This is a genomic window from Streptomyces sp. ICBB 8177, assembly GCF_003144095.1.
Lineage (GTDB): Bacteria > Actinomycetota > Actinomycetes > Streptomycetales > Streptomycetaceae > Streptantibioticus_D.
In genome coordinates this window covers 328,854-354,941 of record NZ_NSKH01000018.1, presented here as the reverse complement: position 1 = coordinate 354,941, position 26,088 = coordinate 328,854, and the positions used below count along the sequence as shown (strand labels likewise).

Genomic DNA, 26,088 nt, shown 5'->3' with positions numbered 1-26,088 from the left:
CATGGGCCGCCTGGGTATGCGGCTGGCCCGCGCCCGGGGCATCGGCAACCATAAATATGTCGATACCTCCGCCCTCCAACTGTGATTGGACACTGACACAGAGTCAACTAGCCTTGTTCAGGCGCTTCTTGGCGTTCATCGTCGAGCGGAGCGCCGGACGGGCGGTCGGAGTCACGAGGGGGGAGACTCCGGCCGCCTGTTCGTCTCCCTTCTGGGAGCGGCCCCGGTTCACGCCCCGTTCTGGAGCGCGGTGTCCAACGCGGCCACGACGTCCGCCACGATGTCGTCCGGGTTCTCGATCCCCACCGAGAAGCGGATGAAGCCTTCCGGCACCGCGTCACCGCCCCAGCGGGCGCGCCGTTCGGCGGTGCTCAGCACGGACCCGAAGCTCGTCGCCTCGCCGGTCAGCCGCAGCGCGCCGAGGAAGCGCTCCGCGTGCGCCTTGTCAGGCAGCACGAAGGAGACGACGGAGCCGAACCGGCGCATCTGACGACGTGCGACCGGGTGCGAGGCGTCGGTCGGCAGCCCGGGATGCCGCAGCCCGGTGACCTCTTCACGCCGTGCCAACGCATCAGCCAGCGCGAGCGCGTTGGCCGCTTGGCGGTCGACGCGCAGCTCCAGGGTCGCCAGCGAGCGATGGGCCAGCCACGCTTCCATGGGCCCCGGGATCGCCCCGACCGTCTTGCGCCACAGTCGCACCGACTCGGCCAGTGCGGGATCGCGTGCCGTCACGTAGCCCAGCAACAGGTCACCGTGCCCGGTGAGCGCCTTGGTGCCGCTGGCCACGCTGAAGTCGGCCCCCAAGTCGAGCGGCCGCTGCCCGAGGGGGGTGGCGAGCGTGTTGTCCACCGCGACCAGGGCGCCCACCTCGTGCGCCGCGTCGGCCAGCCGCTGGATGTCGCACACGTCGAGTTCCGGATTGGACGGCGTCTCGATCCACAGCAACTTCGCCCCGTCGAGCGCGTCGAGTTGCCCGTCCCCACGGGTGGGCGCGAGGCGTACGTGGACGCCGTAGGACTCCAGACGCTGCTGGAGCGCTCGGGTGGTCTGGTAGCAGTCGGAGGGCAGCACCACGGTGTCCCCGCTGCGCGCCTGCGCCAGCACCACCGAGGAGATCGCACCCATGCCGGAGGAGAAGACGACGGTCTCGGCGGGCTCGGTAGGCGATTCCAGCAGGGTGATGGCCTCTTCCAGCCGTGTCCAGGTCGGGTTCTGGTCGCGGCCGTAGGTGTAGGGGCCGGTCACGTCGCCGGGGAGGTGGTAGTGCGAGACGAACACCGGGCCGGGCAGTGAGGGGGTGTGCGCGGTGGCCGGAGGCCGTCCCGCGTGCACACTCCGCGTGCCGTCTCCCAGACGTTCCGGCTGCTCGGGCATCGTGCCTCCTGTCGCTACTGATGGGATGCGGGATCGTGGGTTTCACGCGAACTCAGGGCCTCCGTTTCACGTGAAACCGCTGTTTCACGTGAAACGCCAACCCGCCGCACGGCTGTTTCACGTGAAACGGCGATCTCCCGGGTCAGTCAACCCGATCGTCACGCCATCCCGCCGACAGGTGCCGACCCAGCGGATGCTTGGATGCCCGTGTGCCTTCTACGGACAGAGGTTGGCGCTCCTGGTTACCGGCCGCATCTGTGGCACCCGTGTGGTACTACGAGGGGCTGTGGTGCAAGGTCTTCCCCGGCCGGGTCGACCAGCGCGCGATCATCGCGGACATCCCCTGTCTGCCGGGACGGGCGGTGACTCCGCTGATGGGCTCGATCGGCATCGTGGAGGCCGCGGTGGGGATCTGGGCCCTCAGCGGCAAGCGACCCTGCCTGGCGGCAGTGGTGCAGACATGGCTCATCGTCTCGTTCAACGCCGGAGGTCTGATCTTCGCTGCGGGAAGGTTCCATGAGCCGGGCAGGCTCATCATCACCGATCTCGCTCTCATCGCGCTGATCCGGCTGGTCGCCGAAAGGCGGGCGACGACACGGTGAACGAGGGCACCCCGTGGTCGCACGGCAGGATCCTTACCGGTCAATCCGGCTGTGCCCGCCTGCTGTTCGGCCGCACGTACCAGGACCTCGGGGTCGAGCCGGCGGCCTTCCGCGCGGCGCCCGAGGTCACCGCTGTCGATGTCGATCCCCGCCAACTCGACTACGCCCGCGCGCGGGTGGTGGACGGCATGCCCGCCTGCTCGGGCACCGCCGAACGCCTGACGGCTGTCGGCCGCCACACGGCCGCCACGTTGCTGCCCGGCTGGCAGCCGACCGCCGTGCGTGCCTTCCTGCGGCTCGACGATCCGGCGCGCCAACTGCGCTGGTGGCACGAACACCTCGACGGCGTCGGACCGCGGCTGCTCATGGCATCCGCGCTGCGCTCCGCCGGACCGCTGGCCGTCCTGCTGCGGCCGGGCTTCCGAGTGGTCCCGCCGCGATTCGACGCCGTACTTAGGGCCCGCGCCGCGCGAGTGGTCGCCTCGTACCCCAACGTCGCAGGCTGCGGCCGCGGTCGAACGCGCGGTGCGTCCGGGCGGCTTCGCGGTGCTGCGAAGCGTGCGGGAGGACCGCGTGAGCGCCCGGCCGGCCCCGAGGGCCGACGAGAACGCGCGTGCCGGGACGGCGACTCCCGCCGAGGCACGTCGGCCCCACCCCTGGAGCGCTGCCCGCTGTGGGGCACGGTCCGCGCCCTGAACACCGGAGGAAACCCCTGATGGCGGTTCGACCACGATCACTCCTGCCCATATCCTCGACGGCCTTGCTGCGGCGCCATCCCCTGGCGCTGCGCACCCACTTCGCGCACTCGCTCGTGCTCACCTACGCGTTTTCCGCCGAGACCCTGGAGCCGCTGCTGGATCCCGGGCTGGAGCTGGACACCTACAGCGCCGGCGACACCGAGTACGGATTCGTCGCCGTTGCCCTCGTCGACCAGCGAGGGCTGCGACCGCCTTGGCTGCCCGCGGTGCTCGGAACAGACCAGGTGATGACGGGCTACCGGGTCTTCACACGCTTCCGTACGCCCGGCGGCAAGACCATGCGGGGTCTGCGCATCCTGCGCAGCGACACCTCCAGCACCGTCCTCGCGCTGGGAGGGAACCTGCTGACCCGGTACCACTACCGCATGGCCCAGCTGGGCTGCCGCACCATGGGGGACCGCGTCGAGTTCGCGGTGCGCTCCCGCGACGGGCGGGCCGACGTACGGGTGAGCGCCGACCTCTCGCAGCCCGCACCGCTTCCGCAGGGCAGCCCCTTCGCCTCGTCCCGTGACGCGCGCCGCTACGCGGGTCCGCTGCCGTACACCTTCGAGTACGAGCCGCACGACGGCACGATGGTCGTTGTCAAGGCCTACCGCACCGAGTGGGAGCCCCGACCGGTCACGGTGGACGTGCGCAGCCTGACCTTCTTCGACCACTTCCGGGACGGCATACTGGCCCGGGAACCGCGGATCCTCGCCAACGCCTTCCACGTGGGCGACCTCGACTACGGATGGCACGCGGGTGTACGGCATCGGACCGACGGGAGCCTCGCGTGACGAAGAAGGAACGCGTTGGGCGGACCGCGCCGCACGAGGGGACGACGCCCGCGCCCTCCGGGGCCAGGCACGTCGTGGCCTACAACTGGCCGATGTACGTGGCGGGTTCTGCGGCGACCGTGGCGGGTGCGCTGCTCGGGCGGCGTCGGCCGGTGGCGTGGGCCGGCGCGGCCGCGGCGGGCTGGTGGCTCGGGGCGAGTCTGCTGGCCAGCCACCTTGTCTACGACCGGTCGCCGCTGCACGGCTGGGGATGGCTGGAAGCCGTGCTGCCTGAGGGCCCGGGGCGCCACCTCGTGGTGTCGGCGGGACTGGACGAGGCGAGCGCACCGCTGCGCACGCGCCACCCGAGCCGGCCGCAGACCGTCGCCGATCTCTACGACGCCCTGCCGGCGACCGAGTCGTCGCTACGCCGTGCGCGGCGCAGGGTGCCCGCCCGGCCGGGATCGATCCCGGCACGGGCCGACCGGCTGCCGGGCGGCGACGGTTCGTACGACACTGTCATCGCGCCGTTCGCCGTCCACGAGTTGCGCGCGGACGCCGATCGGGAGGCGCTGTTCACCGAATGCGCTCGTGTCCTGCGACCCGGCGGCGCCCTGGTGCTGGTCGAGCACTGCAGGAACGTGGCCAACGTGGTTTCCTACGGTCCCGGAGCCTGGCACTTCATGCCGCGCTCCGAGTGGCTGCGCCTGGCGGCGCTCAGCGGCTTGGACGTGGTGGAGGAACGACGGATCGCCGGGCTGGTGACGGTGTTCGTGCTCCGCGCGAGCGGCGGTGCCGGGTAAATGAACGCCCTTTTCACCCTGGTCGGGCAGTTGCGGCTGGTCGGCCTCGCCCTGGTCGTGATGGGTGGCGTGCACGTCATACTGCCCCGGCTGATCGACTGGCCGCGAGACCTGGCGGGAACCAGCCTGCTGACCCGCCAGGTCTCTTACGCGCACGTGTTCTTCATCGGCCTGACCTGCGTCCTGCTCGGTCTCCTGCCGCTTGCCCTGGCGCCGGACCTGCTGGCCGGTACCCGGCTGGGCACGGCGCTACTGCTGGGACAGACGCTCTTCTGGGGGCTGCGCTGGGCGTTCCAGTTCACGGTCTTCCCCGCCCGGCTGTGGCGCGGGGACCGGCTGCGCACCACCGCCCACATCGGGCTCGCCGTGCTGTGGACCTGGGTGGCCGCGGTCTTCGGCTACGCCTTGGCAGTCACGGTCTGACCCGGCCGCCACCCCTCGCCAGTGTGTTTCACGTGAAACAGCCGTTTCACGTGAAACACGGAGGTTCACTCGCCCTCGTCCGGAAGGACCAGGTGCATAGCCCAGGCCACGATCGAGACGATCAGGCCGCCGATCACGGCCGACCAGAAGCTCTGCACGTGGAAATCGACCTTGAGCCTGGAGGAGACGAACGACGTGAGCAGCAACATCAGCGCGTTCACGACCAGCGTGAACAGGCCCAGGGTCAGGATGTACAGCGGCAGGGAGAGTAGCTTCACCACCGGCTTGACCAGCCAGTTCACCACACCGAAGATCAGCGCGACGACGATCAGGGCGAGTGCCTTGCGCCCGGTGCTGCTTCCGGTGAGGGTGATGCCGCTCACCAGCCAGACCGCCACTCCCAGCGCCACCGCGTTGGCGAGTGTCTTGACTACGAATTTCTTCATGGTGGGATCGTCGCAGAGTTGATCCCCAGGACAAGGGAACAGATGTATGAAGGTGTTCCGGCTCGACGACCTGGACGCTGAGAGGGCCGCGCACGACGGCGCCTATCTCCAGTTCCTCCGCGAACGCAACATGTCAGCGGGATTGTACGCGCTTCCGGCGGGCGGCACCGATCCGCAGGGCCCGCACCGGCAGGACGAGATCTATCTCGTGGTCAGCGGGCGGGCGTCGGTCACGGTCGGCGAGGAAACCACGTACGTGGCGCGCGGCAGCGTCGTCTACGTCCCCGCGGGGACATCGCACCGGTTCCACCACATCACCGAGGACCTGCGCGTCCTCGTGGTCTTCTCCCCGCCCGAGTCATGAGCGGCCGGTAATGGCGGCTCCGGCCGCCGGCCGCCCCTGAGCCTCCGGGACGACCTGGGACATCAGGGTCGCCTAGGGGTTCGTTCAGGGCTGGATGGGGTGCCGGAACCCTCCGCCCGGGGGGCCGTCGCCCGTAAGCTCATGAGCACAAGGTCTCAACGAACGGGTGGACGGAGAAGCGAAATGAACGGGCTCCTGAACGGTGTGCCGTGGTGGGTCAAGTGGATCGCCGTGCCGGTGCTGGCGATCGTGGTCTTCGGCGGTCTGATCGCCAGCCTCATCGGCTTCGTGGTCGGTCTGCTGTTCAAGGTGGTTCTCTTCGCGGCACTGGTCGGCGGCCTGGTCTTCGTGGTGAAGAAGTTCACTTCGTCGTCCTCCTCGTCGCGCGACGACTGGTAAACCCCTCCCGCGTCGGCAGTGCCCGCTCGGGCGGGCCGCCGCGGTGCGGTTCGGCCGGGACGCGTGCCCCACTCCCCGCGTCCCCACGCCCCTCTGGCGTCCGGTGAGGACGACCCGCTAGCTTGGTGGCTACCTTTGCAATCGCGGGAGCTCGGGGCACCGGGCTGAGAGGGCGCTGATCTTCGTACGCAGGGACGTACGGGAACTGCCGCGTCGACCGCTGAACCTGTTACCGGGTAATGCCGGCGTAGGGAGAGTGGGTCTCATGACCATGCAGGATGCACGCACGCCCGGATCCGACGCGGTCGAGATCGGGTGGCACAAGGGCTACCTCGAGGGGTCCCGTCCGGACCTGCGGGTCCCGGTGCGCAGGGTGCACCTCACCAACGGCCGCGACGTGACGCTCTACGACACCTCCGGTCCGTACACCGACCCCACCATCGAGACCGACGTGCGACGTGGGCTCGCGACACTGCGCGAGAACTGGATCGTCGGCCGCGGCGACACCGAGGAGTACCCGGGCCGCGAGATGCGGCCCGAGGACGACGGCCTCAAGCACACCTCGCCGCGCGGTGGGCTGCGCAACCTCGACGCGGTCTTCCCCGGCCGCCCCCGGCTGCCGCGCCGGGGCCGCGACGGCCGGGCGGTCAGCCAGCTCGCCTACGCCAAGCGCGGCGAGGTCACCGCCGAGATGGAGTACGTGGCGGTGCGCGAGGGCGTCAGCCCCGAGGTGGTCCGCGAGGAGATCGCGGCGGGCCGGGCCGTGCTGCCCGCCAACGTCAACCACCCGGAGATCGAGCCGATGATCATCGGCAAGCGGTTCCTGGTGAAGGTCAACGCCAACATCGGCAACTCCGCGGTCACTTCCTCCATCGAGGAGGAGGTGGAGAAGATGACGTGGGCCACCCGGTGGGGCGCGGACACCGTGATGGACCTGTCCACCGGCCGCAACATCCACACCACGCGCGAGTGGGTGCTGCGCAACTCCCCCGTTCCGATCGGCACCGTGCCGCTCTACCAGGCGCTGGAGAAGGTCGACGGCAAGGCAGAGGAACTGACCTGGGAGATCTACAAGGACACCGTCATCGAGCAGGCCGAACAGGGCGTCGACTACATGACGGTCCACGCGGGCGTGCTGCTGCGGTACGTGCCGCTGACCGCCCGGCGCAAGACCGGCATCGTCTCGCGCGGCGGTTCGATCATGGCGGCGTGGTGCCTGGCGCACCACAAGGAGAGCTTCCTGTACGAGAACTTCGAGGAACTGTGCGACATCCTCAAGACGTACGACGTCACCTTCTCGTTGGGTGACGGGCTGCGGCCGGGATCGATCGCCGACGCCAACGACGAGGCGCAGTTCGCGGAGTTGCGCACGCTGGGCGAGCTGAACCGGATCGCCAAGGCGCACGACGTGCAGACGATGATCGAGGGCCCGGGTCACGTCCCGATGCACAAGATCAAGGAGAACGTCGACCTCCAGCAGGAGATCTGCGACGAGGCGCCGTTCTACACCCTCGGCCCGCTGACCACGGACGTCGCGCCCGCGTACGACCACATCACCTCCGGCATCGGCGCGGCGATGATCGCCTGGTGGGGTACCGCGATGCTCTGCTACGTCACCCCCAAGGAGCACCTGGGTCTGCCGGACCGTGACGACGTGAAGACCGGCGTCATCACGTACAAGATCGCGGCGCACGCCGCGGACCTGGCGAAGGGGCACCCGGGCGCCCAGGAATGGGACGACGCGCTGTCGGACGCGCGGTTCGAGTTCCGCTGGGAGGACCAGTTCAACCTGGCCCTCGACCCGGACACGGCCCGCTCGTTCCACGACGCCACCCTCCCGGCGGAGCCGGCGAAGACCGCCCACTTCTGCTCGATGTGCGGGCCGAAGTTCTGCTCGATGAAGATCTCCCAGGACATCCGCCGCGAACACGGCGGCACGGCCGAGGAGATCGAGGCGGGCATGGCCGCCAAGTCGAGGGAGTTCGCGGAGTCGGGCAACCGGGTGTATCTGCCGATGGCGGAGTAGCGACGACGCGGAGGGGCCGGGCCACGCGGGCCCGGCCCCTCCGGGGCAGCCAGTACCTGCGGCTGCCGGCCTCTTCGTAGCGGTCGGACCGTCCCCGCGGCGGCGGCGTGCTTCGCCTGTGCGGGCCGGGTTCGCACGCGAGCGGCGACGCGCCGTCAAGCCGCTTCCTGCTCGCGGCCCTTACGGACGCCCGTCGCCTCTCTGTGACATTTCATGGAAACTCCTGTCACAGATCTTCCCTAGATTTGTCCTACCGCGCCGACAGTCCGGCCCCACACGTGTACGAGGAGCGGTCGCCAACTTCGACCACGCTTTTCCAACGGGAGCCTTTGATGTCCACTTCTGTCGTGCGCAAGGGCCGTCGCGGCATGGTCCGCGCCACCTTGCTCGGTGCCGCAGTCGCCGCCTCCGTCCTCGGCCCGGCCGCCGGTGCCTTCGCCGCCGACGGCGCCGCCCCAAGCGCTACCGATCCGAGCGCCACCGCCCCCTCCACGCCGGCTGCCGGCGGCACGCCGAGCGCCGCGCCGTCCGCCAAGTCCGCGCCGTCCGCCTCGACGCCGGCCCCGGCCGGTCGAGCCACCGTGCCGGTCAGGGAGTTCACCCTCGTCGACGGTGAGCAGGCGAAGGTGGGCATGGTGGGGCCCCATGCGTACCGGGCCGAGATCGCGGGCAAGAAGGGACAGCCGCTGGCCGGTATCCTGGAGACGCACGGCAAGGACGACGCCATCGACCTGCACGGCATGCGCGTCGTGTTGTATGCGTCCGACGGTGACGTCGCGTCCTGGTGGCTGAGCAGCACCACGCCCGAGCCCAGCGCCTGCACCGCCACCGAGACGATCCCCTCCGACTTCCCTCCTTACGAGGTGCTGCTCAGCAACGGCCCCGCGGGCCCGCGGGCGGCGCTGGAGGGCTCCGGCCGGACCCTCGCCGTCGTCGACCGCACCCACCCGGTGAACCTGTCGATGGGCATGAAGATCCAGAACGTGGGCGGGGTACCGGAGTTCTTCCAGCGCACCCAGGGCGGCTCGACGCCGTGGGGCACATGCGTTCCCGTCGCTGCCGAAGAAGTGCGCGACCGGCACGACGACGGGTACCACCGGCTCCGGCACGGGCACCACTGACACCGCAGCACAGACGAAGGTCGTGCCGACCGGTGCTGTCGCCGCGGGGGTCGAGAACGCCTCGAACCACGACGACACGACCGCGCTGCTCGGCGGCGTGGTGGCCGCGATCGGTGCGGTCGGCCTGGGCCTCGGAGTGGCGCGTCGCCGCCGCGCCGCCCGCGTCGGCGGCTGACGAAGCCGTCCGTGCCGGACGCCGAGCGACCGGCGTCCGGCCGGGACGGCTCCCCGTGCGACCGTTCGGACGGGCGTCATTCCCGACCGTTCACCCTCTTGTCCGTCACCGAGTCCAGGAGCCGTGCCGTGCCCCGATCCGTCCGTTCCCGCAGGTTCCCGGTGGCGGTCGCGCTCTCTTCGGCGGCACTCGTGTTCGGCGCCTGGACACTGGTCCACGGGCTCACCGATGGCGGCACCGACGGCCGCTACCGGGCCACCGTCGCGCCCTCCTCGGCCGCCCCCACCAGGGCCGTGACGACGACTCCGCTCCACGCCCTCGGGGCCTCGAAGCCGGTGCGGGTGCGGATCCCGTCCGCCGGTGTGGACACCGGCCCGCTGCTCGGCCTGGGGCTGGCATCCGACGGCACCGTGCAGGTGCCCACCGTCGCCCAAGCCGCCGACATCGGCTGGTACACCGGTGGCGTCACGCCCGGCCAGACCGGGCCCGCCGTCCTCATCGGCCACTTCGACACCATCGACGGGCCCGCCGTGATGCGCGATGTCTCGCACATCCATGTGGGTGATCCGATCACCGTCACCCGTGCCGACGGCTCCGTCCTGACCTTCACCGTCCAGAGGCTTCAGGAGGTCAGCAAGTCCGACTTCCCCACTCAGGCGGTCTACGGCAACACCGACCGTCCCGAACTGCGTCTGATCACCTGCGGCGGCCCCATCGTCGGCGGCCACCACCCCGACAACATCATCATCTACGCGGATCTGACGGCCGAACGAATGTGACGAGAAGATGGTGCGGTCCTGACGAGGAGTCGGCACTCACGGCAAAGCCGCCTGACTGCGGCAACCGGGTGTTTCGGCGTCCACTGGGCCTTCCGTGGCGGGGCGTCGGCCGACCGGGTGGGAAGTCCGTGGTACTGAGCCGGTCGCACCGAGTCGTTCGCGCCGAACCACCCGGGCCAGGTCGAAGACGGCAAGGCCCCCGTGAGCCGGAGGGCTTGGGGGGCCTTGTCGTTGGGGCGATGCGAGCGCTACGTCAGCACCAGCGCGGCGCCGGGCCGATGTTGACGATGTAGCGGGCGGCGGACCAGCCGTAGGTGCCGTCGGTCAGCTTGTACCAACGGGGGTTGCCGTTGACGTTCTGGCCGTTGACCTTGCACTTGATACCGACGACGGCACCCTTGGCGTGCCAGCCGACGACGCGGCTGTTGGTGGTCGGGCGCTCACGCACGAACAGCCCACCGTTGGCGATGACGCGGCCCTTGTAGGGGCCCCAGGCGCTGTCGGCGGCGACGGCGGTGCCGGCGACGGTGCCCGCGATCATGGTGCCGGCGGCGGCGGCGAGAGCGACCTTGCTGAGCTTCGACTGCAGAACCATCTGCTCACTCCTGTGGAGGGAAGGCCCTGGAGGGGCCCGGTGTGGAGTGCGGTGCGTGCCGGGCTTCGTCGCCCGGTGGCAGCGCTCGTTACGGCCCGTTGTGACGACCCGTTACAGGTCGTCCCCCGGTTCGCATCACTGACGCTAAGAGCGCCACATAGCGTGCGCAACTTGTCGCTCTATGTGCTCGTCCGTTCGGGTAGCGGTCCTCTTCCGGACTGTTTCGGTCAGTTCGCGGCAGTGCCTCGGCACGCGGGTCGCGGGGAACGGCTCAGGCGTCGCGGCCCTGCTCGGAACCGCCGAAGTCCGGGCTGGAGAAGTCGGGACTGCTGAAGTCCGGGCTGGAGAAGCGCGGTCGCCCGGAGTCGTCGTGCTCGCCACCGGGACTGGAGAAGCCGGGCCGGGAGTAGCCGAGGGTGCTCGGCGGCCGTGGCCCGCCCCGGCGCCGCCCACCCGCCGCATCCCCGTCGTAGGAGAACGGCTCGACGGGCGCCGCACCGGACCCCGGCCCGGCAGCGGAACCCGGCGAGGAACCGGAATCCGTTCCCGCGCCGGACTCCATCGCCTCGCGCAGGAACGGCAGCACACCCCGCTCCCTGAGTGCCGTCAGCCACACCTCACGGGCGGCGGTGACCTCCGCGGGCTCGCCCTCGTGCTCGGCGTGGATCGCGGCGGAACCGTCGCGCAGCGCGGTCAGCACCAGGCCCACCATGCCGAACAGGATCCCCGCCCCCGCGATCGCCAGGAAGAGCCAGCCCGCCGTGCGCAGCGGCGCCGCGATCGCGGGCTGCGGGCTCATCGCGGCCAGCACGTAGCCGACGATCAGGAAGATGATCGCGGCGGTCCCGGCCAGGATCGGTGTCAGCACGGCCACCACGGCGAAGAGCCCGGCGCCCGACATGGCGTCCCCGAACCCACCGCCCGCCGTCGCGTCGTCCGGCCGATGAGCGCCGTCCGTCCGGCGAGTCGGGTCCGCCCGCCTGCCGCCACCGCGTCCCGCCCAGCCCGGCGACCTCGACGAACCGGCCAAGGCAGCCGGACCCTCCGACCCCCGCCCCCCGGCGTCCGTCCCGTCGCCGTACGACGCGTTTGCGGACGCGGCGGTTGACGACGGGACGCCCAGGCGTTCGCGGGCGTGCTGGTAGGCGTCGTACTCCGGGGCGGCGCAGGCGGATATCGCGGCGACCGCACTGAGCGCCATGGTGCGCAACTGCTCGGCGTTGAGCCTGCTTCCGCGGGCCGTCGACTCCTCGGCCGCGGCCCGCAGCGCCTGGTCGAGGACGCGCTCGAACTCCGGGCGGTCCTCGGTCAGCAGGTGCGGAGCGCTGTCCATGTACATCCCCCGATGCTCCGTTCCCTCCGACCAGCCCGAGTCCGTCCTGTTCCCGGGGCGGCCGGTCGGAAGCGGAGGCGAGCCTGTGACGGATAACCCGATGGTAGAGCGCGGGACTGACACGGTGACAGAGTGTTTCCGGAAATTGACCGTGCCGGGGGCGGGGTGAGCGCCCGGTTCCGTCCGGAACCGCACGCCCGACCCAGTAGCGAACTGCTATTCCCGCAGCGGGAGTTGCGCCACCAGCAGCTTGCCGTCCATCGTGACGCCGCCGTCCATCGCGACGGCCAGCTCGTCGGCGTACACGTGCGGACCCTCGACGACGTGCGCCAGCTCCTCGCCGTCGTCCTCCGCGCCCACCTCACCCAGCAGGTACGGGATCGGGCTGTGACCGTGCACGACCCGCCCGCCGCCGTACGCGTCGAGCAGGTCGCGCACCGCGGACGTCCCGGAGTCGCCGCGGAAGGCGAAGCGCTTGGTGAACTTGCGGAACAGCTCCCAGCACTCGTCGGCGTCACCCCGTTGCAGGATGCCGGTCACCGCGTCGTTGACGGCGTCGATGCTGGTGCCGTACTCCAGGTACGCGGTCGTGTCGGAGTGCAGCAGCAGGTGGCCGTCCTCCAGGGCGACCGCGTCCAGGCGGGACATCCAGGCCAGGTGGTGGTCCTGGAGGCGTTCCATGTCGCTGGGCTGACCGCCGTTGAGCCGCCAGGCGGCGAGGAAGGAGGCGGTTCCGGCCACCGAGTTGACGGGGGTGTCGCCGAACCGCTTCGCACCGATCAGCAGCAGTTCGTGATTGCCCATCAGCGCCTTGGTGTAGCCGCCGGCCGCCGCGGCCTCCGCGGAGAGCTGCATCACCAGGTCGATGACACCGATGCCGTCGGGCCCGCGGTCGGTGAAGTCGCCCAGGAACCACAGCCGGGCCGTGCCCGCGGACCAGTGGCCCTCGGCGTCGACCAGGCCCTCGGCGTGCAGGGCGGCGCGTAGTTCGTCGAGGTAGCCGTGGACGTCGCCGACCACGTAGAGCGGCCCGTGCGGGCCGTCCTCCGGATCGCCCATGGTGCCGAGGCGCACGGTGGGCTGGTCGACGGGACGCCGCAGTATCGGGAGGTCGTGCGCGGTCGGGGTGTACTCCACGGCGGGCGGAGCGGCCGGGGGCACGACGGGCGGTGCGGGCTGCGCGGGCGGCTGCGCCGGCGGTTGCCCGACCGGGGGCGCGGGCGGGGCCACGGCCCCCGCGTCCGCGGCCGGGCCGTCGGGGTGCGGGAGCGGGACGGCGGCCTGCGGAGTCTGCGGGACCTGGTGGACTCCGCCCGTGAAGGAGTGTTCGGGGGCGGCGTGCTCGGGCGGCGTGACCGTGTGAGGGCCGGGCGGCGTGACCGCGTGAGGCTCGGGCGGCGTGACCGCACGGTGGTCGACGAGAGTGTCGTCGTGGCCCGGCTGCTGGTCGGCAAGCGGCTGGTCGCGCAGGGAGCGCTCGGGGGGCCGCCAGCTCACGGACGCACCCGTCACCGGCGTTACGGGTCCCTGACCGGCCCCCTGAGTCATCGACCCCTCCACCATCGCGCCGCCGTCCACCGAGTCACGCCCGGCGCGGCCTGCGCCGACGCGTCCCGCGGTGTCATCCGCCCATCATAGGAATGACACTCCCGCCTTGCGACGCACCTGCCGCCTGCCAATTGGGGCGCGACAGACAAATCTCCGTCAATCTCCGCGAAATTGTCGCCGTTTCATGGTCGCCTCCCCACGATCCGTGCACCGGCGCGGCCTCCGCGGCCGCGTCCGGTGATGCCCCGGCGTTCGGGAGCCCCGCGGTCAGTCCTCCTCCGGCGTCCGTGGCGGGCTCACCGTCGTGCGGGGCGGGCGCCGTTGCGACGAGGCCCGCACGATCAGGTCGGTGGGCATCACCTGGGAGACCGGCTGGCCCGGTCCGACCCCCTCGATCGCGTCGATCAGCAGCTGCACGACGGCCGTGCCGATCCGTCCCGGCTTCAGCGACAGGGTGCTGATGGGCGGCTCGGTCGTGGCGTACGCCGCACGTTCGCTGCAGCAGACCAGCAGCAGGTCGTCCGGGACGCGCAGGCCGTAGCGCCGGGCGGCGGCGAGCAGGTCGGTGCCGTTGGGGTCGAACAGCCCGTAGACCGCGTCCGGGCGGTCCGGCCTGGCCAGCAGCCGGTCGGCGGCGACCGCGCCCGCGCACGGGTCGTGCGCCGGGTAGGCCTCGTACACCGGTTCCTGGCCGACGCGTTCGCACCACGTGAGGTAGGCGCTGGTGGACAGCCGGGTGTACGTGTCGGTGCTGGTGCCGGTGAGCAGGCCGATGCGGCGGGCGCCGGCCGCGGCGAGGTGGTCGAGGATGCCGATGACGGCCTGCTCGTGGTCGTTGTCGACCCAGGCGTGCACCGGCAGGTTGCCCGCCGGGCGGCCGTCGCTGACCACCGGGATGCCCTGCCGCACCAGGTCGGCGACGACCGGGTCGTGGTCGGAGGGGTCGATGACCACGGTGCCGTCCAGCGCCACGTTGCTCCATACGTCGTGGCGGGACGAGGCGGGCAGGATGACCAGCGCGTAGCCGCGGGCCAGCGCCGCGGAGGTGGCGGCCCTGGCCATCTCGGCGAAGTAGGCGAACTCCGTGAAGGTGAAAGGTTCTTCCCCGTACGTGGTCACCGTCAGGCCGATCAGCCCTGACCGGCCCGTGCGCAGAGTGCGGGCCGCCGCGGAGGGGCGGTAGCCCAGCCGGTTGGCGACCTCGCGGACATGGCGCCGGGTGGCGTCGGGGAGCCTCCCCTTGCCGTTGAGTGCGTCGGAGACAGTCGTGATCGAGACCCCGGCCGCGGCGGCCACGTCCCGGATCCCTGCCCGCTCCAGACGGCGTCCGGTGGACCGGCTCGCCTGGTGGTTACCTGCTGCTGTCATGGCAGGCCGATAGTAGGGCTCGGGTGGTCCGGTGACATGGGCCTTCGTATGGCGGTGAGCTGTGACGTTTCTGCATGCCGGAAGGCGGGTGTTCCCCTTGCAAACCCAGGCGAACAGCACCCTTATGCAGGCCTCGTGAGCCTCAGCATCCGGTCGAGTCGCCGTGTGGTCCAGATTGTGGACCTCGCGCACCTCACCTGTACGAGGGATGCGCGCCAGGGCGCACGCCACCGGCGCACACCGCGCGAAGTAACCCCTCCCGCTGGGCGTGCGCCCCCTCATAAGGTGTGACCAGGCGTACGCGTCCGAACGGTCGGGCGGCGTGTGCCCCGTCACGGCGCCCGCGCGGTGGTTCGCGGTATACGGGACGAGGTCGCCTCACGCGGAATCGCCTGCGTGATGCGTCGGCCCCGGTACGCCCCGCGAGGCGGCCGGGACGGGTGTCGCGAGCGTGCTCCGGCGGCGCGGACGGGGACTCCCGCCCACCGTGCGGGGTGTGCTCCACTGAAAGGGTCAAGGAGGACCTACGGTGACGGATTCGACGAAACGACCGGGCGCCCCCCGGCTGCGCGCCGTGCTGGACGGCGTACCGCTGTACAAGCCGGGCAGGCCCGCGGTCTCCGCCACCGGCGAGCCCGCGTACAAGCTGTCCTCCAACGAGAACCCCTATCCGCCGCTGCCCGGCGTGCTGGAGGCGGCGGTGACCGCGGCCGGCACCTTCCACCGCTACCCGGACCTGGCCTGCTCGGGCCTGACCGCCGAACTGGCCAAGCGCTTCGACGTGCCGGAGTCGCACGTGGCGACCGGTACCGGCTCGGTCGGCGTGGCGCAGCAGCTGCTCCAGGCGACCGCCGGCCCGGGCGACGAGGTGATCTACCCCTGGCGCTCCTTCGAGGCGTATCCGATCATCACGCAGATCTCCGGCGCGACGTCCGTACAGGTGCCGCTGGACGCCGACGAGACGCACGACCTGGACGCGATGGCCGCCGCGATCACCGACCGCACCCGGCTGATCTTCGTCTGCAACCCGAACAACCCGACCGGCACCGTGGTGCGCCGCGCGGAGCTGGAACGGTTCCTCGACCGCGTGCCGTCCGACGTGCTGGTCGTCCTGGACGAGGCGTACCGCGAGTTCATCCGGGACGCCGAGGTGCCGGACGGCATCGAGCTGTACCGGGACCGGCCGAACGTCTGCGTGCTGCGCACCTTCTCCAAGGCGTACGGCCTGGCGGGCCTGCGGGTCGGCTTCGCGGTCGCGCACGAACCGGTCGCCGCCGCGCTGCGCAAGACGGCGGTGCCGTTCGGCGTGAGCCAGCTGGCGCAAGACGCCGCCGTCGCCTCGCTGCGTTCGGAGGAGGCGCTGCTGGAGCGGGTGGACGCGCTGGTGGCGGAGCGCACGCGGGTGGTCGCGGGACTGACCTCGCAGGGCTGGAAGGTGCCGGAGACGCAGGCCAACTTCGTCTGGCTGAGGCTGGGCGACGAGACCACCGACTTCGCCGCTTTCTGCGAGAAGGCGGGGGTCGTGGTGCGGCCGTTCGCCGGTGAGGGCGTGCGGGTCACGATCGGGGAGACCGAGGCGAACGACATCTTCCTGACCGCGGCGGCCGCGTACCGCGAGAAGTCGTGACGACTGCGTACCGCGAGAAGTCGTGACGAAGGCGACCGCGTAACGCGGGACACCGCTCAGCGGACACGACTGCCGACCGCGCCGTCGGCCAGCGACGAAGTGTCGTATTCAGCACGTAGGGGCGCGCCAATCCGGCGCGCCCCTACGCCGTTCCCGCGCCCCTACGGTTACGGAAAGGGGCCCGGCGAACACATGTGAACGGGCTCACGTACCCCCGGCTGCACCCTGCGTCAAGCCCTGGGTAATAATGCTTGTGAATGTGAACGCTTTCACAAGCGCGCACAATGTCCTGTTGATCCGGCCGTGACATGCGGACGGATCGGCGCGAAACGGATCGACGGGACGCCCGCACCATCCGCGCCGAGGTAAGGAGACGCGACGTGGACCTCGCACTGGCACCGGAGACTCTGGCGCGCTGGCAGTTCGGCATCACGACGGTCTACCACTTCCTGTTCGTCCCCCTCACCATCAGCCTCTCGGCCGTCACCGCCGGCCTACAGACGGCCTGGGTGCGCACGGGCAAGGAGAAGTACTTCCACGCCACGAAGTTCTGGGGAAAGCTCTTCCTGATCAACATTGCGATGGGCGTGGTCACCGGCATCGTCCAGGAGTTCCAGTTCGGCATGAACTGGTCGGCCTACTCCCGCTTCGTCGGCGACGTCTTCGGCGCCCCCCTGGCGATGGAGGCGCTGCTGGCCTTCTTCTTCGAGTCCACCTTCATCGGGCTGTGGATCTTCGGCTGGGACCGGCTGCCGAAGAGGATCCACTGCGCCTGCATCTGGATCGTGGCGGTCGGCACCCTGCTGTCGGCGTACTTCATCCTGGCCGCCAACTCCTGGATGCAGCACCCCAACGGCTACACCATCGACCCGCACACCCACCGCGCCCGTCTGACCAGCATCTGGACCGTGCTGACCCAGAACACCACGCTGGTGCAGGCCTTCCACACCCTCACCGCCTCCTTCCTCACCGGCGCCGCCTTCGTCGTCGGCATCGCCTCGTACCACCTGTGGCGGGCCAAGCGGGCGCAGGCCGCCGGGCGCACCCCGGACACCCGGGAACGCAAGAAGACCGGCGCGATGCGCACCTCGCTGCGGACCGGCCTGGTCCTCGCCGTGATCGCCGGCCTGGGCACCGCGATCAGCGGCGACACCCTCGGCAAGGTGATGTTCGAGCAGCAGCCCATGAAGATGGCGTCCGCCGAGGCGCTGTGGGACACCCAGACCCCGGCGCCGTTCTCGGTGTTCGCCGTCGGCGACGTCGCCAAGGGCCACAACTCGGTGGAGTTGTCGGTCCCGGGCCTGCTGTCCTTCCTCGCGCACGACGACTTCTCGCAGTCCGTGCCCGGCATCAACAACGTCGCCAAGGCGGAGGCGGCCAAGTACGGCGGCCAACCCAAGGACTACATCCCCAACATCTTCGTCACCTTCTGGGGATTCCGGCTGATGATCGGCTTCGGCATGACGTCCTTCGCCGCCGGGGCGATCGGGCTGTGGACGACCCGCCGCAAGCGCTGGCTCGCGCCTGAGATGCGCACGGGCGAGGACGAGGTGCCGCGGCTGATGGTCACGCCCAACCGCGAGATGTCGACGTTCTTCACCAAGTGGTCGTGGCGCGTCGGCATCCTGACCATGGGCTTCCCGCTGCTGGCCAACTCCTTCGGCTGGATCTTCACCGAGATGGGCCGTCAGCCCTGGGTGGTCTACGGGCTGATGAAGACCCGCGACGCGGTCTCCCCCGGCGTCGGCCAGGCCGAGGTCATCACCTCCATCGCCGTCTTCACCGTGCTGTACGCGGTCCTGGCACTCGTCGAGGTGCGGCTGATGATCCGGTACGCCAAGGCCGGCCCGGTCGTCGACGAGGAACCGCCGACCCGCGACCCCCGGCTGCGCGGCCCCTCCGGCGGTGACGGCGACGACACCGGCGCCGAGGCGGACAAGCCGCTCGCCTTCGCCTACTGACGCGACGGACCGGGAGCTCGGCGAGCCAGGGCCCGCAAGACTCGGAAAACGAGGTAACACCATGCATCTCCACGACGTCTGGTTCGTGCTGATCGCCGTCCTGTGGACGGGCTACTTCTTCCTGGAGGGTTTCGACTTCGGGATCGGCGTGCTGACCAAGCTGCTGGCCCGGGACGAGACCGAACGCCGGGTGCTGATCAACACGATCGGCCCGGTCTGGGACGGCAACGAGGTCTGGCTGCTCACCGCGGGCGGCGCCACCTTCGCCGCGTTCCCCGACTGGTACGCCACCCTCTTCAGCGGCTTCTACCTGCCGCTGCTGGTCATCCTGGTCTGCCTGATCGTGCGCGGTGTGGCCTTCGAGTACCGGGCCAAGCGCGACGACGAGCGCTGGAAGCGCAACTGGGAGCACGCGATCTTCTACGCCTCCGTGCTGCCCGCCTTCCTGTGGGGCGTCGCCTTCGCCGACATCGTGCGGGGCGTGCCGATCGACGCCGCCAAGAACTTCACCGGCGGCGTGCTCGACCTGCTCAACCCCTACGCGCTGCTGGGCGGCGCGGTGACCTTCACCCTGTTCACCTTCCACGGCGCGGTGTTCGCCGCCCTCAAGACGCTCGGCGACATCCGCGAGCGGGCCCGCAGGACGGCCGGCCGGCTCGGGCTCCTCACGGCCGTGCTCGCCTCGGCCTTCCTGGCCTGGACGCAGGTGCACAGCGGCAACCCGCGCAGCCTCGTCGCCCTCGCGGTGGCGGTCGCCGCGCTGATCGTGGCGCTGCTGTGCAACCGCTCCGGGCGCGAGGGCTGGGCGTTCGCCCTGTCCGGGGTGACCATCGCGGCGGCCGTCGCGACGCTCTTCCTCGCGCTGTTCCCCGACGTGATGCCGTCCAGCACCAACCCGGCCTGGAGCCTGACGGTCTCCAACGCCTCCTCCAGCCCGTACACGCTGCGGATCATGACCTGGGTGGCCGGCATCGCCACTCCGATGGTCATCGCCTACCAGGCATGGACCTACTGGGTCTTCCGCAAGCGCATCGGAACCCACCACATCCCCGGCCCCGCGCACCACTGAGCGCGCGACCCCGCCCACGGACAGGGCTCAGCCCAAGGAGGTGACGGCAGCCGTGCGACCCGTCGACCCGCGACTGCTCCGGTACGCCAGGAGCACCCGCGTCTTCCTCGCCGCCACGGTGGCGCTCGGCCTGGCCGGGGCGGGACTGGTCGTCGCCCAGGCGACGCTGCTGGTCCACGTCGTCGTCGGCGCGTTCCAGCACCACCAGGGCCTGGGCGGGCTCCTCCCCGCGATCGGCCTGCTCGTGGCGGTCTCGGCCGGCCGGGCGACGGTCAGCTGGCTCACCGAACTCGCCGCTCACCGCACCAGCGCCACGGTCAAGTCGCAGCTGCGGCGCGGGCTGCTGGAGCGCGCGACCCGGCTCGCCCCCACCCGGCCCGGCTCACGGCGCACCGGCGAGCTGACCACCCTCGCTCTGCGTGGCACCGACGCGCTCGACGACTACTTCGCGCGCTATCTGCCGCAGCTCGGGCTGGCCGTCGTCGTCCCCGTGGTCGTGCTGGCCAGGATCGTCACCGCCGACTGGGAATCGGCGCTGATCATCGTGCTGACGCTGCCGCTGATCCCGGTGTTCATGGCACTGATCGGCTGGTACACCGACGCTCGCATGAAGCGCCAGTGGCGCCTCCTGTCCCGGCTGTCCGGCCACTTCCTCGACGTGGTGGCCGGGCTGCCGACGCTCAAGGTCTTCGGCCGGGCCAAGGCCCAGGCCGCCTCCATCCGCCGGATCACCGACGACTACCGCCGGGCCACCCTCAAGACCCTGCGGATCGCCTTCCTCTCCTCCTTCGCGCTGGAACTGCTGTCCACCATCTCGGTCGCCCTCGTCGCGGTCGGCATCGGCTTCCGGCTGGTGGACGGCAGCCTGGACCTGTCCACCGGGCTGCTGGTGCTGGTGCTCGCGCCCGAGGCGTACCTTCCGCTGCGCCAGGTCGGCGCGCAGTACCACGCGGCGGCGGAGGGACTTGCCGCGGCCGACGAGGTCTTCGCCGTCCTGGAGACCGAACCGCCCGCCGCGGGCTCCCTGCCCGCGCCCGACCCGCGCACCAGCCCGATCACCCTGGAGCGGGTGACGGTACGTCACGAGGGCCGTACGAGGGCGTCCCTGCCGGAGACCAGCCTCCAGGTCCGGCCCGGCGAGACCGTCGCGCTCGTCGGCCCCTCCGGCGCGGGGAAGACAACGCTGCTGGCCGCGCTGCTGGGCTTCGCCCGGCCCGCCTCCGGCCGTATTCGTATCGGCTCCACCGATCTCACCTCCCTCGACCCCGACAGCTGGCGGGCCCGGATCGCCTGGGTCCCCCAGCACCCCTACCTCTTCGCCGGGTCGGTCGCGGAGAACGTCCGCCTCGCCCGGCCCGACGCGAGCGACGACGAGGTGCGCCAGGCCCTGCGCGACGCGGACGCCCTCGCCTTCGTGAACAGCCTGCCACGGGGCACTGACACCCGGCTCGGCGAAGGCGGCGCGGGCCTGTCCGCGGGGCAGCGGCAACGCCTCGCGCTGGCCCGGGCGTTCCTGGCCGACCGGCCGTTGCTGCTGCTCGACGAGCCGACCGCGGGACTCGACGGGGAAACGGAGGCCTCGGTCGTCGAGGCGGTGCGGCGGCTGGCGCGCGGCCGCACGGTGATCCTCGTCGTACACCGGCCGGCGCTGCTGGCGGTGGCGGACCGGGTCGTGCGGATCGGGGAGGGGGGCTTCGCGGGCGCGGGTGCGGGCTGCGGGGGCTACGCGGACGCGGGCTTCGCGCGTGCGGGCTTCTCAGATGCGGGTTTCGCGGGTGCGGCGATCATGGATTCGGGGGAGGGCAGCGGCGCCGGCGCGGGCGGGGCGCATGGCGTTGTCGTGGGCGGGGCCGAGCAGGGCTTCCGGGGGCGGGAGGTCTCCGCTCGGGCCGCTTGCGGTCTCCATGAGCTGCCTGCGTCGGACGGTCATGAGAGCCTGCCCTCTTCGTGCGCTCACCCGGAGCGACCCGCCGCCCAGGATGTTCAACCCTGCGTCAATCGGGGCGCGTTGGGGCGCGTGCGGCGGATGGCGCGCCCCCTGCGCCCCTGGTTCGCGCTCGCGCTGCTGATGGGCGCGCTCGCGCTCGGCAGCGCCATCGGGCTGATGGCCACCTCGGGCTGGCTGATCTCCCGCGCGTCCCAGCAACCCCCGGTGCTCTACCTGCTGGTCGCCACGACGGCGACCCGCACCTTCGGCATCGGCCGGGCCGTCTTCCGTTACGCGGAACGCCTGATCTCCCACGACGCCGTCTTCCGGGCCCTGGCCGACCTGCGCGCGGCCGTCTACCGCAGGTTGGAGCGCCTGGCGCCCGCCGGACTGCGCGACACCCGCCGCGGCGACCTGCTCTCCCGGCTGGTCGCCGACGTCGACTCCCTCCAGGACTACTTCCTGCGCTGGCTGCTGCCCGCCGCGACCGCGGTGCTGGTGAGCGTGGGTGCGATCGGGTTCGACGCGTGGATGCTGCCGTCGGCGGGGGCCGTGCTGGCCGCCGGACTGCTGGCGGCGGGTGTCGTCGTGCCGCTGCTGTCCTCGTCGCTCTCGCGTCGTACGGAGGCCGGACTCGCCCCTTCACGCGGCGAGTTGTCCACCCAGGTGGTCGACGTGCTCTCCGGCACCGCGGAGTTGACAGTCGCCGGTGCGCTGCCGGAGCGGCTGGCGCGGGCGGCCAGGGCCGACGCGGTGCTGACCCGGCTGGCCGCCCGTTCGTCCGCCGCGACCGCGCTGGGCGCCGGACTGGTGAGCCTGGTCACCGGGATCACGGTCGTGGGCAGCGCCTGCGTGGGCGTGGCAGCCGTCGCGGCCGGACGGCTGCACGGGGTGGACCTCGCGGTGGTCGTCCTGCTGCCGCTCGCCGCTTTCGAGGCGGTCACCGGTATCCCGCTCGCGGTGCAGCACCGGCAGCGAGCCGGGCGTGCGGCGGGGCGGGTGCAGGACGTGCTGGACGCCCCCGTGCCCGTACGCGAGCCGGAGGCGCCGGCCGCGCCGCCCGCGTCCCCGTACCCGCTGGTCGTCCGCGACCTGACGGTGCGCCACCCGGGTGGGGCAGGCCCCGCGCTCGACGGGCTGTCGCTAACGCTGACCGCCGGCCGGCGTATCGCGGTGGTCGGGGCGTCCGGTGCCGGCAAGACGACTCTCGCGCAGACGCTGCTGCGCTTCGTGGACCGCGAATCCGGCACGTATACGTTGGGAGGAGTGGACGCCGCCATGCTGGACGGGGACGACGTACGGCGGCTGGTGGGGCTGTCCGCCCAGGACGCACACGTCTTCGACAGCTCGGTGCGCGAGAACCTGCGCCTGGCGCGTGCCGGCGCCACCGACGACGACCTGCGCGCCGTGCTCGCCTCCGCGCGCCTGCTCGACTGGGTGGACTCGCTCCCCGACGGCCTCGACACCCTCGTCGGTGAGCACGGTGCCCGGATGTCGGGCGGCCAGCGGCAACGGCTCGCGCTGGCCCGGGCCCTGCTCGCGGACTTCCCCGTCCTCGTCCTGGACGAGCCCGCGGAACACCTCGACCTGGCCACGGCGGACGCCCTCACCGCTGATCTGCTGCGGGCGACCGAGGGCCGGACGACGGTGCTGATCACGCACCGGCTGGCCGGGCTCGCGGCGCCGGGAGCGGTCGACGAGATCGTGGTGCTCGACGAAGGGCGCGCCGTACAGCGCGGCACGTACGACGAACTGGCCTGCGTCTCCGGCCCGTTCCGCCGACTGCTGGAACGCGAGCGGGCGGCGGAACCGTTGCCGGTGGGCTGAGCGTTACCCGTACGGACACCGCCGAACCGGCGTTCGGGGGAGCTACGGGGGCAGCGCGGGTGCGGGGCTGCGCTGGCTGCGGGACTCGTCCGGGCCTTGCCGACGCCGGACGACTACGCGCGGGCCGCGAGGACCGACTCGATGACGCGGGCCACGCCGTCGTCCTCGTTGGCCGCCGTGCGCAGGGTGGTGGCGGCCAGGACGTCGGGGTGCGCGTTGGCGACCGCGTAGGAGGTGCCCGCCCAGCCGAGCATCTCCAGGTCGTTCGGCATGTCACCGATGGCGACGACCTCGGCCGCGGTGATGCCGCGCTCCGCGCAGCAACGGGCCAGCGTCGTCGCCTTGCTCACGCCGACGCCGCTGATCTCCAGCAGTGCGGACGGACTGGAACGGGTGAACTCCGCGTGCTCACCGGCCGCCGCCCGTGCCGTCGCCAGGAACTCGTCCGGATCCGCCGAAGGGTGTTTGGCCAGCAGCTTCAGCAGGGGCTGCGCGGGGTCCGCCACGAGTAGTTCCTCGACCGGGGCGACCATCGAGTCCGGTTCGGCCCAGGGCGCCGAGTAACCCGGCTCGTAGTGGAATCCGTGCGTGCGCTCGACCGCGAAGGCCGTGCCGGGAACGGCTGCGCGCAGCGTACCGACGACGGTGAGCGCGTCGGCCTCGGCCAGCGGATAGGCGGCGAGCAGTACGTTGCGGCGCAGGTCGTAGACGCCCGCGCCGTTCGCGCAGATGGCGGTGGCGTGACCGGCGACGTGCTCGGCGACGACGCTCATCCAGCGGGCCGGCCGGCCGGTGACGAAGAACACCTCGACGCCCGCCTCCTCGGCCGCTACGAGCGCGGCGATGGTGCGGTCGGAGACCGTCTTGTCGTCGCGCAGCAGAGTGCCGTCCAGGTCGGTGGCGATCAGCCGGGGCGCGGGCCCCACGGCGTGCGGCTCGGGGGTGGCGGGGGTCCGATAGGTCGAGGTCACGGCTCCATAGTGGCGCACACCGGCGCGTGGATGTGGCGAAGGGGCGTGCGGAGGCGCGCCCGCACGCGGTTCGTGCCTCGCGCTCCCGCGGCACCCGACGCTCTGGAACGCCCCAATCCGCCACGTCGCCTGCCCTGAATGCCCACGGGATCCGCAGGTCGGGGCATCCATGTAAGCGTGGATGAACGGGATGCTGCGGTGGATGCCGGGAGAGGCCCGGTGCGCTTGGTGGGGCCGCCGGCCTGGCTGCGGGTACGAGGAGTCGGCAGGTGGCGGGTGGCGGGGCGGCGAGCCGGTCTGGAGGAGGACGGGGCCGGTCGCGCACGAAGCGTCGAAGCCCGTCGCATACGAAAGGCCGCGCCCATCGCCCACGCAAGGCCGAGGCTTGTCGCGCCGGCAACCGCGCCACCTACGGGATCGTCAGCCGTCTGCCTGCGTCTGCCTGCGTCTGCCTGCGCTCGCCTCAACCGCCTATGGGCGTACCGAAGGACGACGACCGCCTCAGCCCAGTTGGGCCGGGGCTTCCGTGGCGATGCGTTCGAAGACCGTACGGTCGCCCGCGAAGACGGAGTCCGGGATGGGGGCGTGGATGGCGATCTCGGTGATGCCGAGTTCGGCGTGCCGGCCCGCGAAGTCGACGAACGCGTCGAGGGAACGCATCGGGGCGTCCCCGTCCGGCGTGAACCCGGCGAGCATGATCTTGTCCATCTCCGCGACGTCCCGGCCGGCCGCTGCGCAAGCCTTCCCGAGGCGGTCGATCTGCCCGCGGATCGCCTTCAGGGACTCCTCGGACGTGCCGGTGGACGCGATCTTCGGGTCTCCCGTGGTCACCCACGCCTGCCCGTGGCGAGCGGCGATCGCCAGCCCGCGCGGACCCGTGGCGGCCACGGCGAACGGCAGCCGCGGACGCTGGACGCACCCGGGGATGCCGCGGGCCTCGTCGGCGGAGTAGTAGGTGCCCTCGTGGGTCACCGCGTCCTCGGTCAGCAGCCGGTCGAGCAGCGGCACGAACTCACCGAAGCGGTCGGCCCGTTCGCGCGGCGACCAGGGGTCCTGACCGAGCGCGGTGGCGTCGAAACCGGTGCCGCCGGCGCCGATCCCCAACGTCACCCGGCCACCCGAGACGTCGTCCAGCGAGATGAGTTCCTTGGCCAGCGTGACCGGGTGGCGGAAGTTGGGCGAGGTGACCAGCGTGCCCAGGCGCACGCGCTCCGTGGCCGCCGCGGCGGCGGTGAGCGTCGGGACCGCCCCGAACCACGTCTTGTCGCGGAAGCTGCGCCAGGACAGGTGGTCGTAGGTGTACGCGGCGTGGAACCCCAGGCTCTCGGCCGCCGTCCACTCGTCACGGCCGCCCTCGTGCCAGCGGCGGACGGGAAGGATCACGGTGCTCAGGCGCATGGGGCGACTCTACTGGGGACGGCGCGGTGGCCGCGCCGGGCCAGGGTGCGGGCGGTGGCCGCGCGGGGCTTGGGTCTGGGCGGTGGCCGCGCGGGGTAGGGGCGCGGGGAACTGCGCGGCCAGCCACGTGCCGGGCGGGTTCCGGGTGGTGGCCGCGCCGGGCTGAGTCCGCGGTGGCCGCGCAGGGCGTGGTTTCGGGCGGGCCGCTGCCGGGCCCGGGAGGACCGGACCCCGGCGACGGCCGGACTCCGGCGGGGGCCGGACCCCGGCGACGACCGCACCCCGGCGACGACCGCACCCCGGCGAGGACCGCACCCCGGCGAGGACCGGACTCCGGCGGGGGCCGGGTCCCCGGGAAGGGCCCCCGGGCTGGGCCCTGGGCTTGAATCCTGGGCCTCGACCCGGGCTCTGGCGCCGGGGCCTGAGACCGGCTTCCCGG

At 71.7% G+C, this 26,088-nt stretch carries 23 protein-coding genes and 1 riboswitch; of the genes, 15 read left to right on the top strand and 8 right to left on the bottom strand.

Annotated elements, in window-relative coordinates; all coding sequences use genetic code 11:
• Positions 1–228: 228 nt before the first annotated feature.
• On the bottom strand, positions 229–1,374 hold the full coding sequence (locus CK485_RS09915) for a cystathionine gamma-lyase (protein ID WP_109449145.1): 1,146 nt from the start codon (positions 1,372–1,374) through the stop codon (positions 229–231).
• 257 nt (positions 1,375–1,631) lie between these two features.
• Between CK485_RS09915 and CK485_RS09910 the strand changes: the two genes are divergently transcribed.
• From CK485_RS09910 to CK485_RS09890, 5 genes are read left to right on the top strand one after another with little or no spacing between them, the layout of a single operon-like run.
• Positions 1,632–1,976: a DoxX-like family protein gene (locus CK485_RS09910; RefSeq protein ID WP_158288196.1), complete on the top strand. Its 345-nt coding sequence runs from the start codon at positions 1,632–1,634 to the stop codon at positions 1,974–1,976.
• Positions 1,973–2,692 (top strand): DUF3419 domain-containing protein, encoded by a 720-nt coding sequence (locus CK485_RS09905; protein ID WP_109449141.1) that lies wholly within the window; start codon positions 1,973–1,975, stop codon positions 2,690–2,692. Before CK485_RS09910 ends, CK485_RS09905 begins: the two co-directional genes overlap by 4 nt.
• Before the next feature lie 44 nt (positions 2,693–2,736).
• Entirely contained in the window at positions 2,737–3,510 is a 774-nt protein-coding gene (locus CK485_RS09900) for a DUF2071 domain-containing protein (protein ID WP_199239303.1), read from the top strand.
• A complete protein-coding gene (locus tag CK485_RS09895) occupies positions 3,507–4,292 on the top strand; it encodes a methyltransferase domain-containing protein (RefSeq protein WP_199239302.1) in 786 nt (261 codons plus the stop codon). The genes CK485_RS09900 and CK485_RS09895 overlap by 4 nt, the downstream gene beginning before the upstream one ends.
• Positions 4,293–4,715 (top strand): hypothetical protein, encoded by a 423-nt coding sequence (locus CK485_RS09890; RefSeq protein ID WP_109449139.1) that lies wholly within the window; start codon positions 4,293–4,295, stop codon positions 4,713–4,715.
• 65 nt (positions 4,716–4,780) lie between these two features.
• Here the strand turns inward: CK485_RS09890 and CK485_RS09885 are convergent, their stop codons facing one another.
• Entirely contained in the window at positions 4,781–5,161 is a 381-nt protein-coding gene (locus tag CK485_RS09885) for a phage holin family protein (RefSeq protein ID WP_109449137.1), read from the bottom strand.
• A 46-nt stretch (positions 5,162–5,207) separates the two neighbouring features.
• On the opposite strand from CK485_RS09885, the gene CK485_RS09880 reads away from it, so the two are divergent.
• From CK485_RS09880 to CK485_RS09860, 6 genes are all read left to right on the top strand, one after another.
• Positions 5,208–5,525, top strand: coding sequence for a cupin domain-containing protein (locus CK485_RS09880; protein ID WP_109449135.1), 318 nt, complete (start codon positions 5,208–5,210; stop codon positions 5,523–5,525).
• Positions 5,526–5,708: 183 nt separating this feature from the next.
• Complete coding sequence (locus CK485_RS09875; RefSeq protein WP_109449133.1) at positions 5,709–5,924, top strand: DUF5326 family protein; 216 nt, start codon at positions 5,709–5,711, stop codon at positions 5,922–5,924.
• A 133-nt stretch (positions 5,925–6,057) separates the two neighbouring features.
• Positions 6,058–6,195, top strand: a riboswitch (TPP riboswitch).
• Positions 6,190–7,950 (top strand): phosphomethylpyrimidine synthase ThiC, encoded by a 1,761-nt coding sequence (thiC, locus tag CK485_RS09870; protein WP_109452704.1) that lies wholly within the window; start codon positions 6,190–6,192, stop codon positions 7,948–7,950. (Overlaps the previous riboswitch by 6 nt.)
• Positions 7,951–8,282: 332 nt before the next feature.
• A complete protein-coding gene (locus tag CK485_RS09865; protein WP_241968264.1) occupies positions 8,283–9,071 on the top strand; it encodes a hypothetical protein in 789 nt (262 codons plus the stop codon).
• Between the two features lie 22 nt (positions 9,072–9,093).
• Positions 9,094–9,246, top strand: coding sequence for a hypothetical protein (locus CK485_RS29525; protein ID WP_241968263.1), 153 nt, complete (start codon positions 9,094–9,096; stop codon positions 9,244–9,246).
• A gap of 128 nt (positions 9,247–9,374) precedes the next feature.
• On the top strand, positions 9,375–10,025 hold the full coding sequence (locus CK485_RS09860) for a class F sortase (protein WP_109449131.1): 651 nt from the start codon (positions 9,375–9,377) through the stop codon (positions 10,023–10,025).
• A 253-nt stretch (positions 10,026–10,278) separates the two neighbouring features.
• Here the strand turns inward: CK485_RS09860 and CK485_RS09855 are convergent, their stop codons facing one another.
• The 4 genes from CK485_RS09855 to CK485_RS09840 all read right to left on the bottom strand — a co-directional run bounded on the left by CK485_RS09855 (position 10,279) and on the right by CK485_RS09840 (position 14,869).
• Positions 10,279–10,620, bottom strand: coding sequence for an SH3 domain-containing protein (locus CK485_RS09855; RefSeq protein WP_109449129.1), 342 nt, complete (start codon positions 10,618–10,620; stop codon positions 10,279–10,281).
• 271 nt (positions 10,621–10,891) lie between these two features.
• Positions 10,892–11,953 (bottom strand): hypothetical protein, encoded by a 1,062-nt coding sequence (locus CK485_RS09850; protein ID WP_342673472.1) that lies wholly within the window; start codon positions 11,951–11,953, stop codon positions 10,892–10,894.
• A 216-nt stretch (positions 11,954–12,169) separates the two neighbouring features.
• The gene (locus CK485_RS09845; RefSeq protein WP_109452702.1) at positions 12,170–13,183 is read right to left on the bottom strand and encodes a metallophosphoesterase; all 1,014 of its coding nucleotides are present in this window, start codon (positions 13,181–13,183) and stop codon (positions 12,170–12,172) included.
• 585 nt (positions 13,184–13,768) lie between these two features.
• On the bottom strand, positions 13,769–14,869 hold the full coding sequence (locus CK485_RS09840) for a LacI family DNA-binding transcriptional regulator (RefSeq protein WP_109449125.1): 1,101 nt from the start codon (positions 14,867–14,869) through the stop codon (positions 13,769–13,771).
• A 529-nt stretch (positions 14,870–15,398) separates the two neighbouring features.
• On the opposite strand from CK485_RS09840, the gene hisC reads away from it, so the two are divergent.
• From hisC to cydD, 4 genes are all read left to right on the top strand, one after another.
• Complete coding sequence (gene hisC / locus CK485_RS09835) at positions 15,399–16,496, top strand: histidinol-phosphate transaminase (RefSeq protein ID WP_109449123.1); 1,098 nt, start codon at positions 15,399–15,401, stop codon at positions 16,494–16,496.
• A 380-nt stretch (positions 16,497–16,876) separates the two neighbouring features.
• Positions 16,877–18,457: a cytochrome ubiquinol oxidase subunit I gene (locus CK485_RS09830; protein ID WP_109449121.1), complete on the top strand. Its 1,581-nt coding sequence runs from the start codon at positions 16,877–16,879 to the stop codon at positions 18,455–18,457.
• Between the two features lie 61 nt (positions 18,458–18,518).
• Positions 18,519–19,526, top strand: a complete 1,008-nt coding sequence (cydB, locus tag CK485_RS09825) for a cytochrome d ubiquinol oxidase subunit II (protein ID WP_109449119.1) — start codon at positions 18,519–18,521, stop codon at positions 19,524–19,526.
• Positions 19,527–19,578: 52 nt separating this feature from the next.
• The gene (cydD, locus tag CK485_RS09820; RefSeq protein ID WP_109449117.1) at positions 19,579–23,280 is read left to right on the top strand and encodes a thiol reductant ABC exporter subunit CydD; all 3,702 of its coding nucleotides are present in this window, start codon (positions 19,579–19,581) and stop codon (positions 23,278–23,280) included.
• 113 nt (positions 23,281–23,393) lie between these two features.
• Here the strand turns inward: cydD and CK485_RS09815 are convergent, their stop codons facing one another.
• Complete coding sequence (locus tag CK485_RS09815) at positions 23,394–24,251, bottom strand: Cof-type HAD-IIB family hydrolase (protein ID WP_109449115.1); 858 nt, start codon at positions 24,249–24,251, stop codon at positions 23,394–23,396.
• Between the two features lie 501 nt (positions 24,252–24,752).
• The gene (locus tag CK485_RS09810; protein WP_109449113.1) at positions 24,753–25,649 is read right to left on the bottom strand and encodes an LLM class flavin-dependent oxidoreductase; all 897 of its coding nucleotides are present in this window, start codon (positions 25,647–25,649) and stop codon (positions 24,753–24,755) included.
• Positions 25,650–26,088 lie beyond the last annotated feature (439 nt).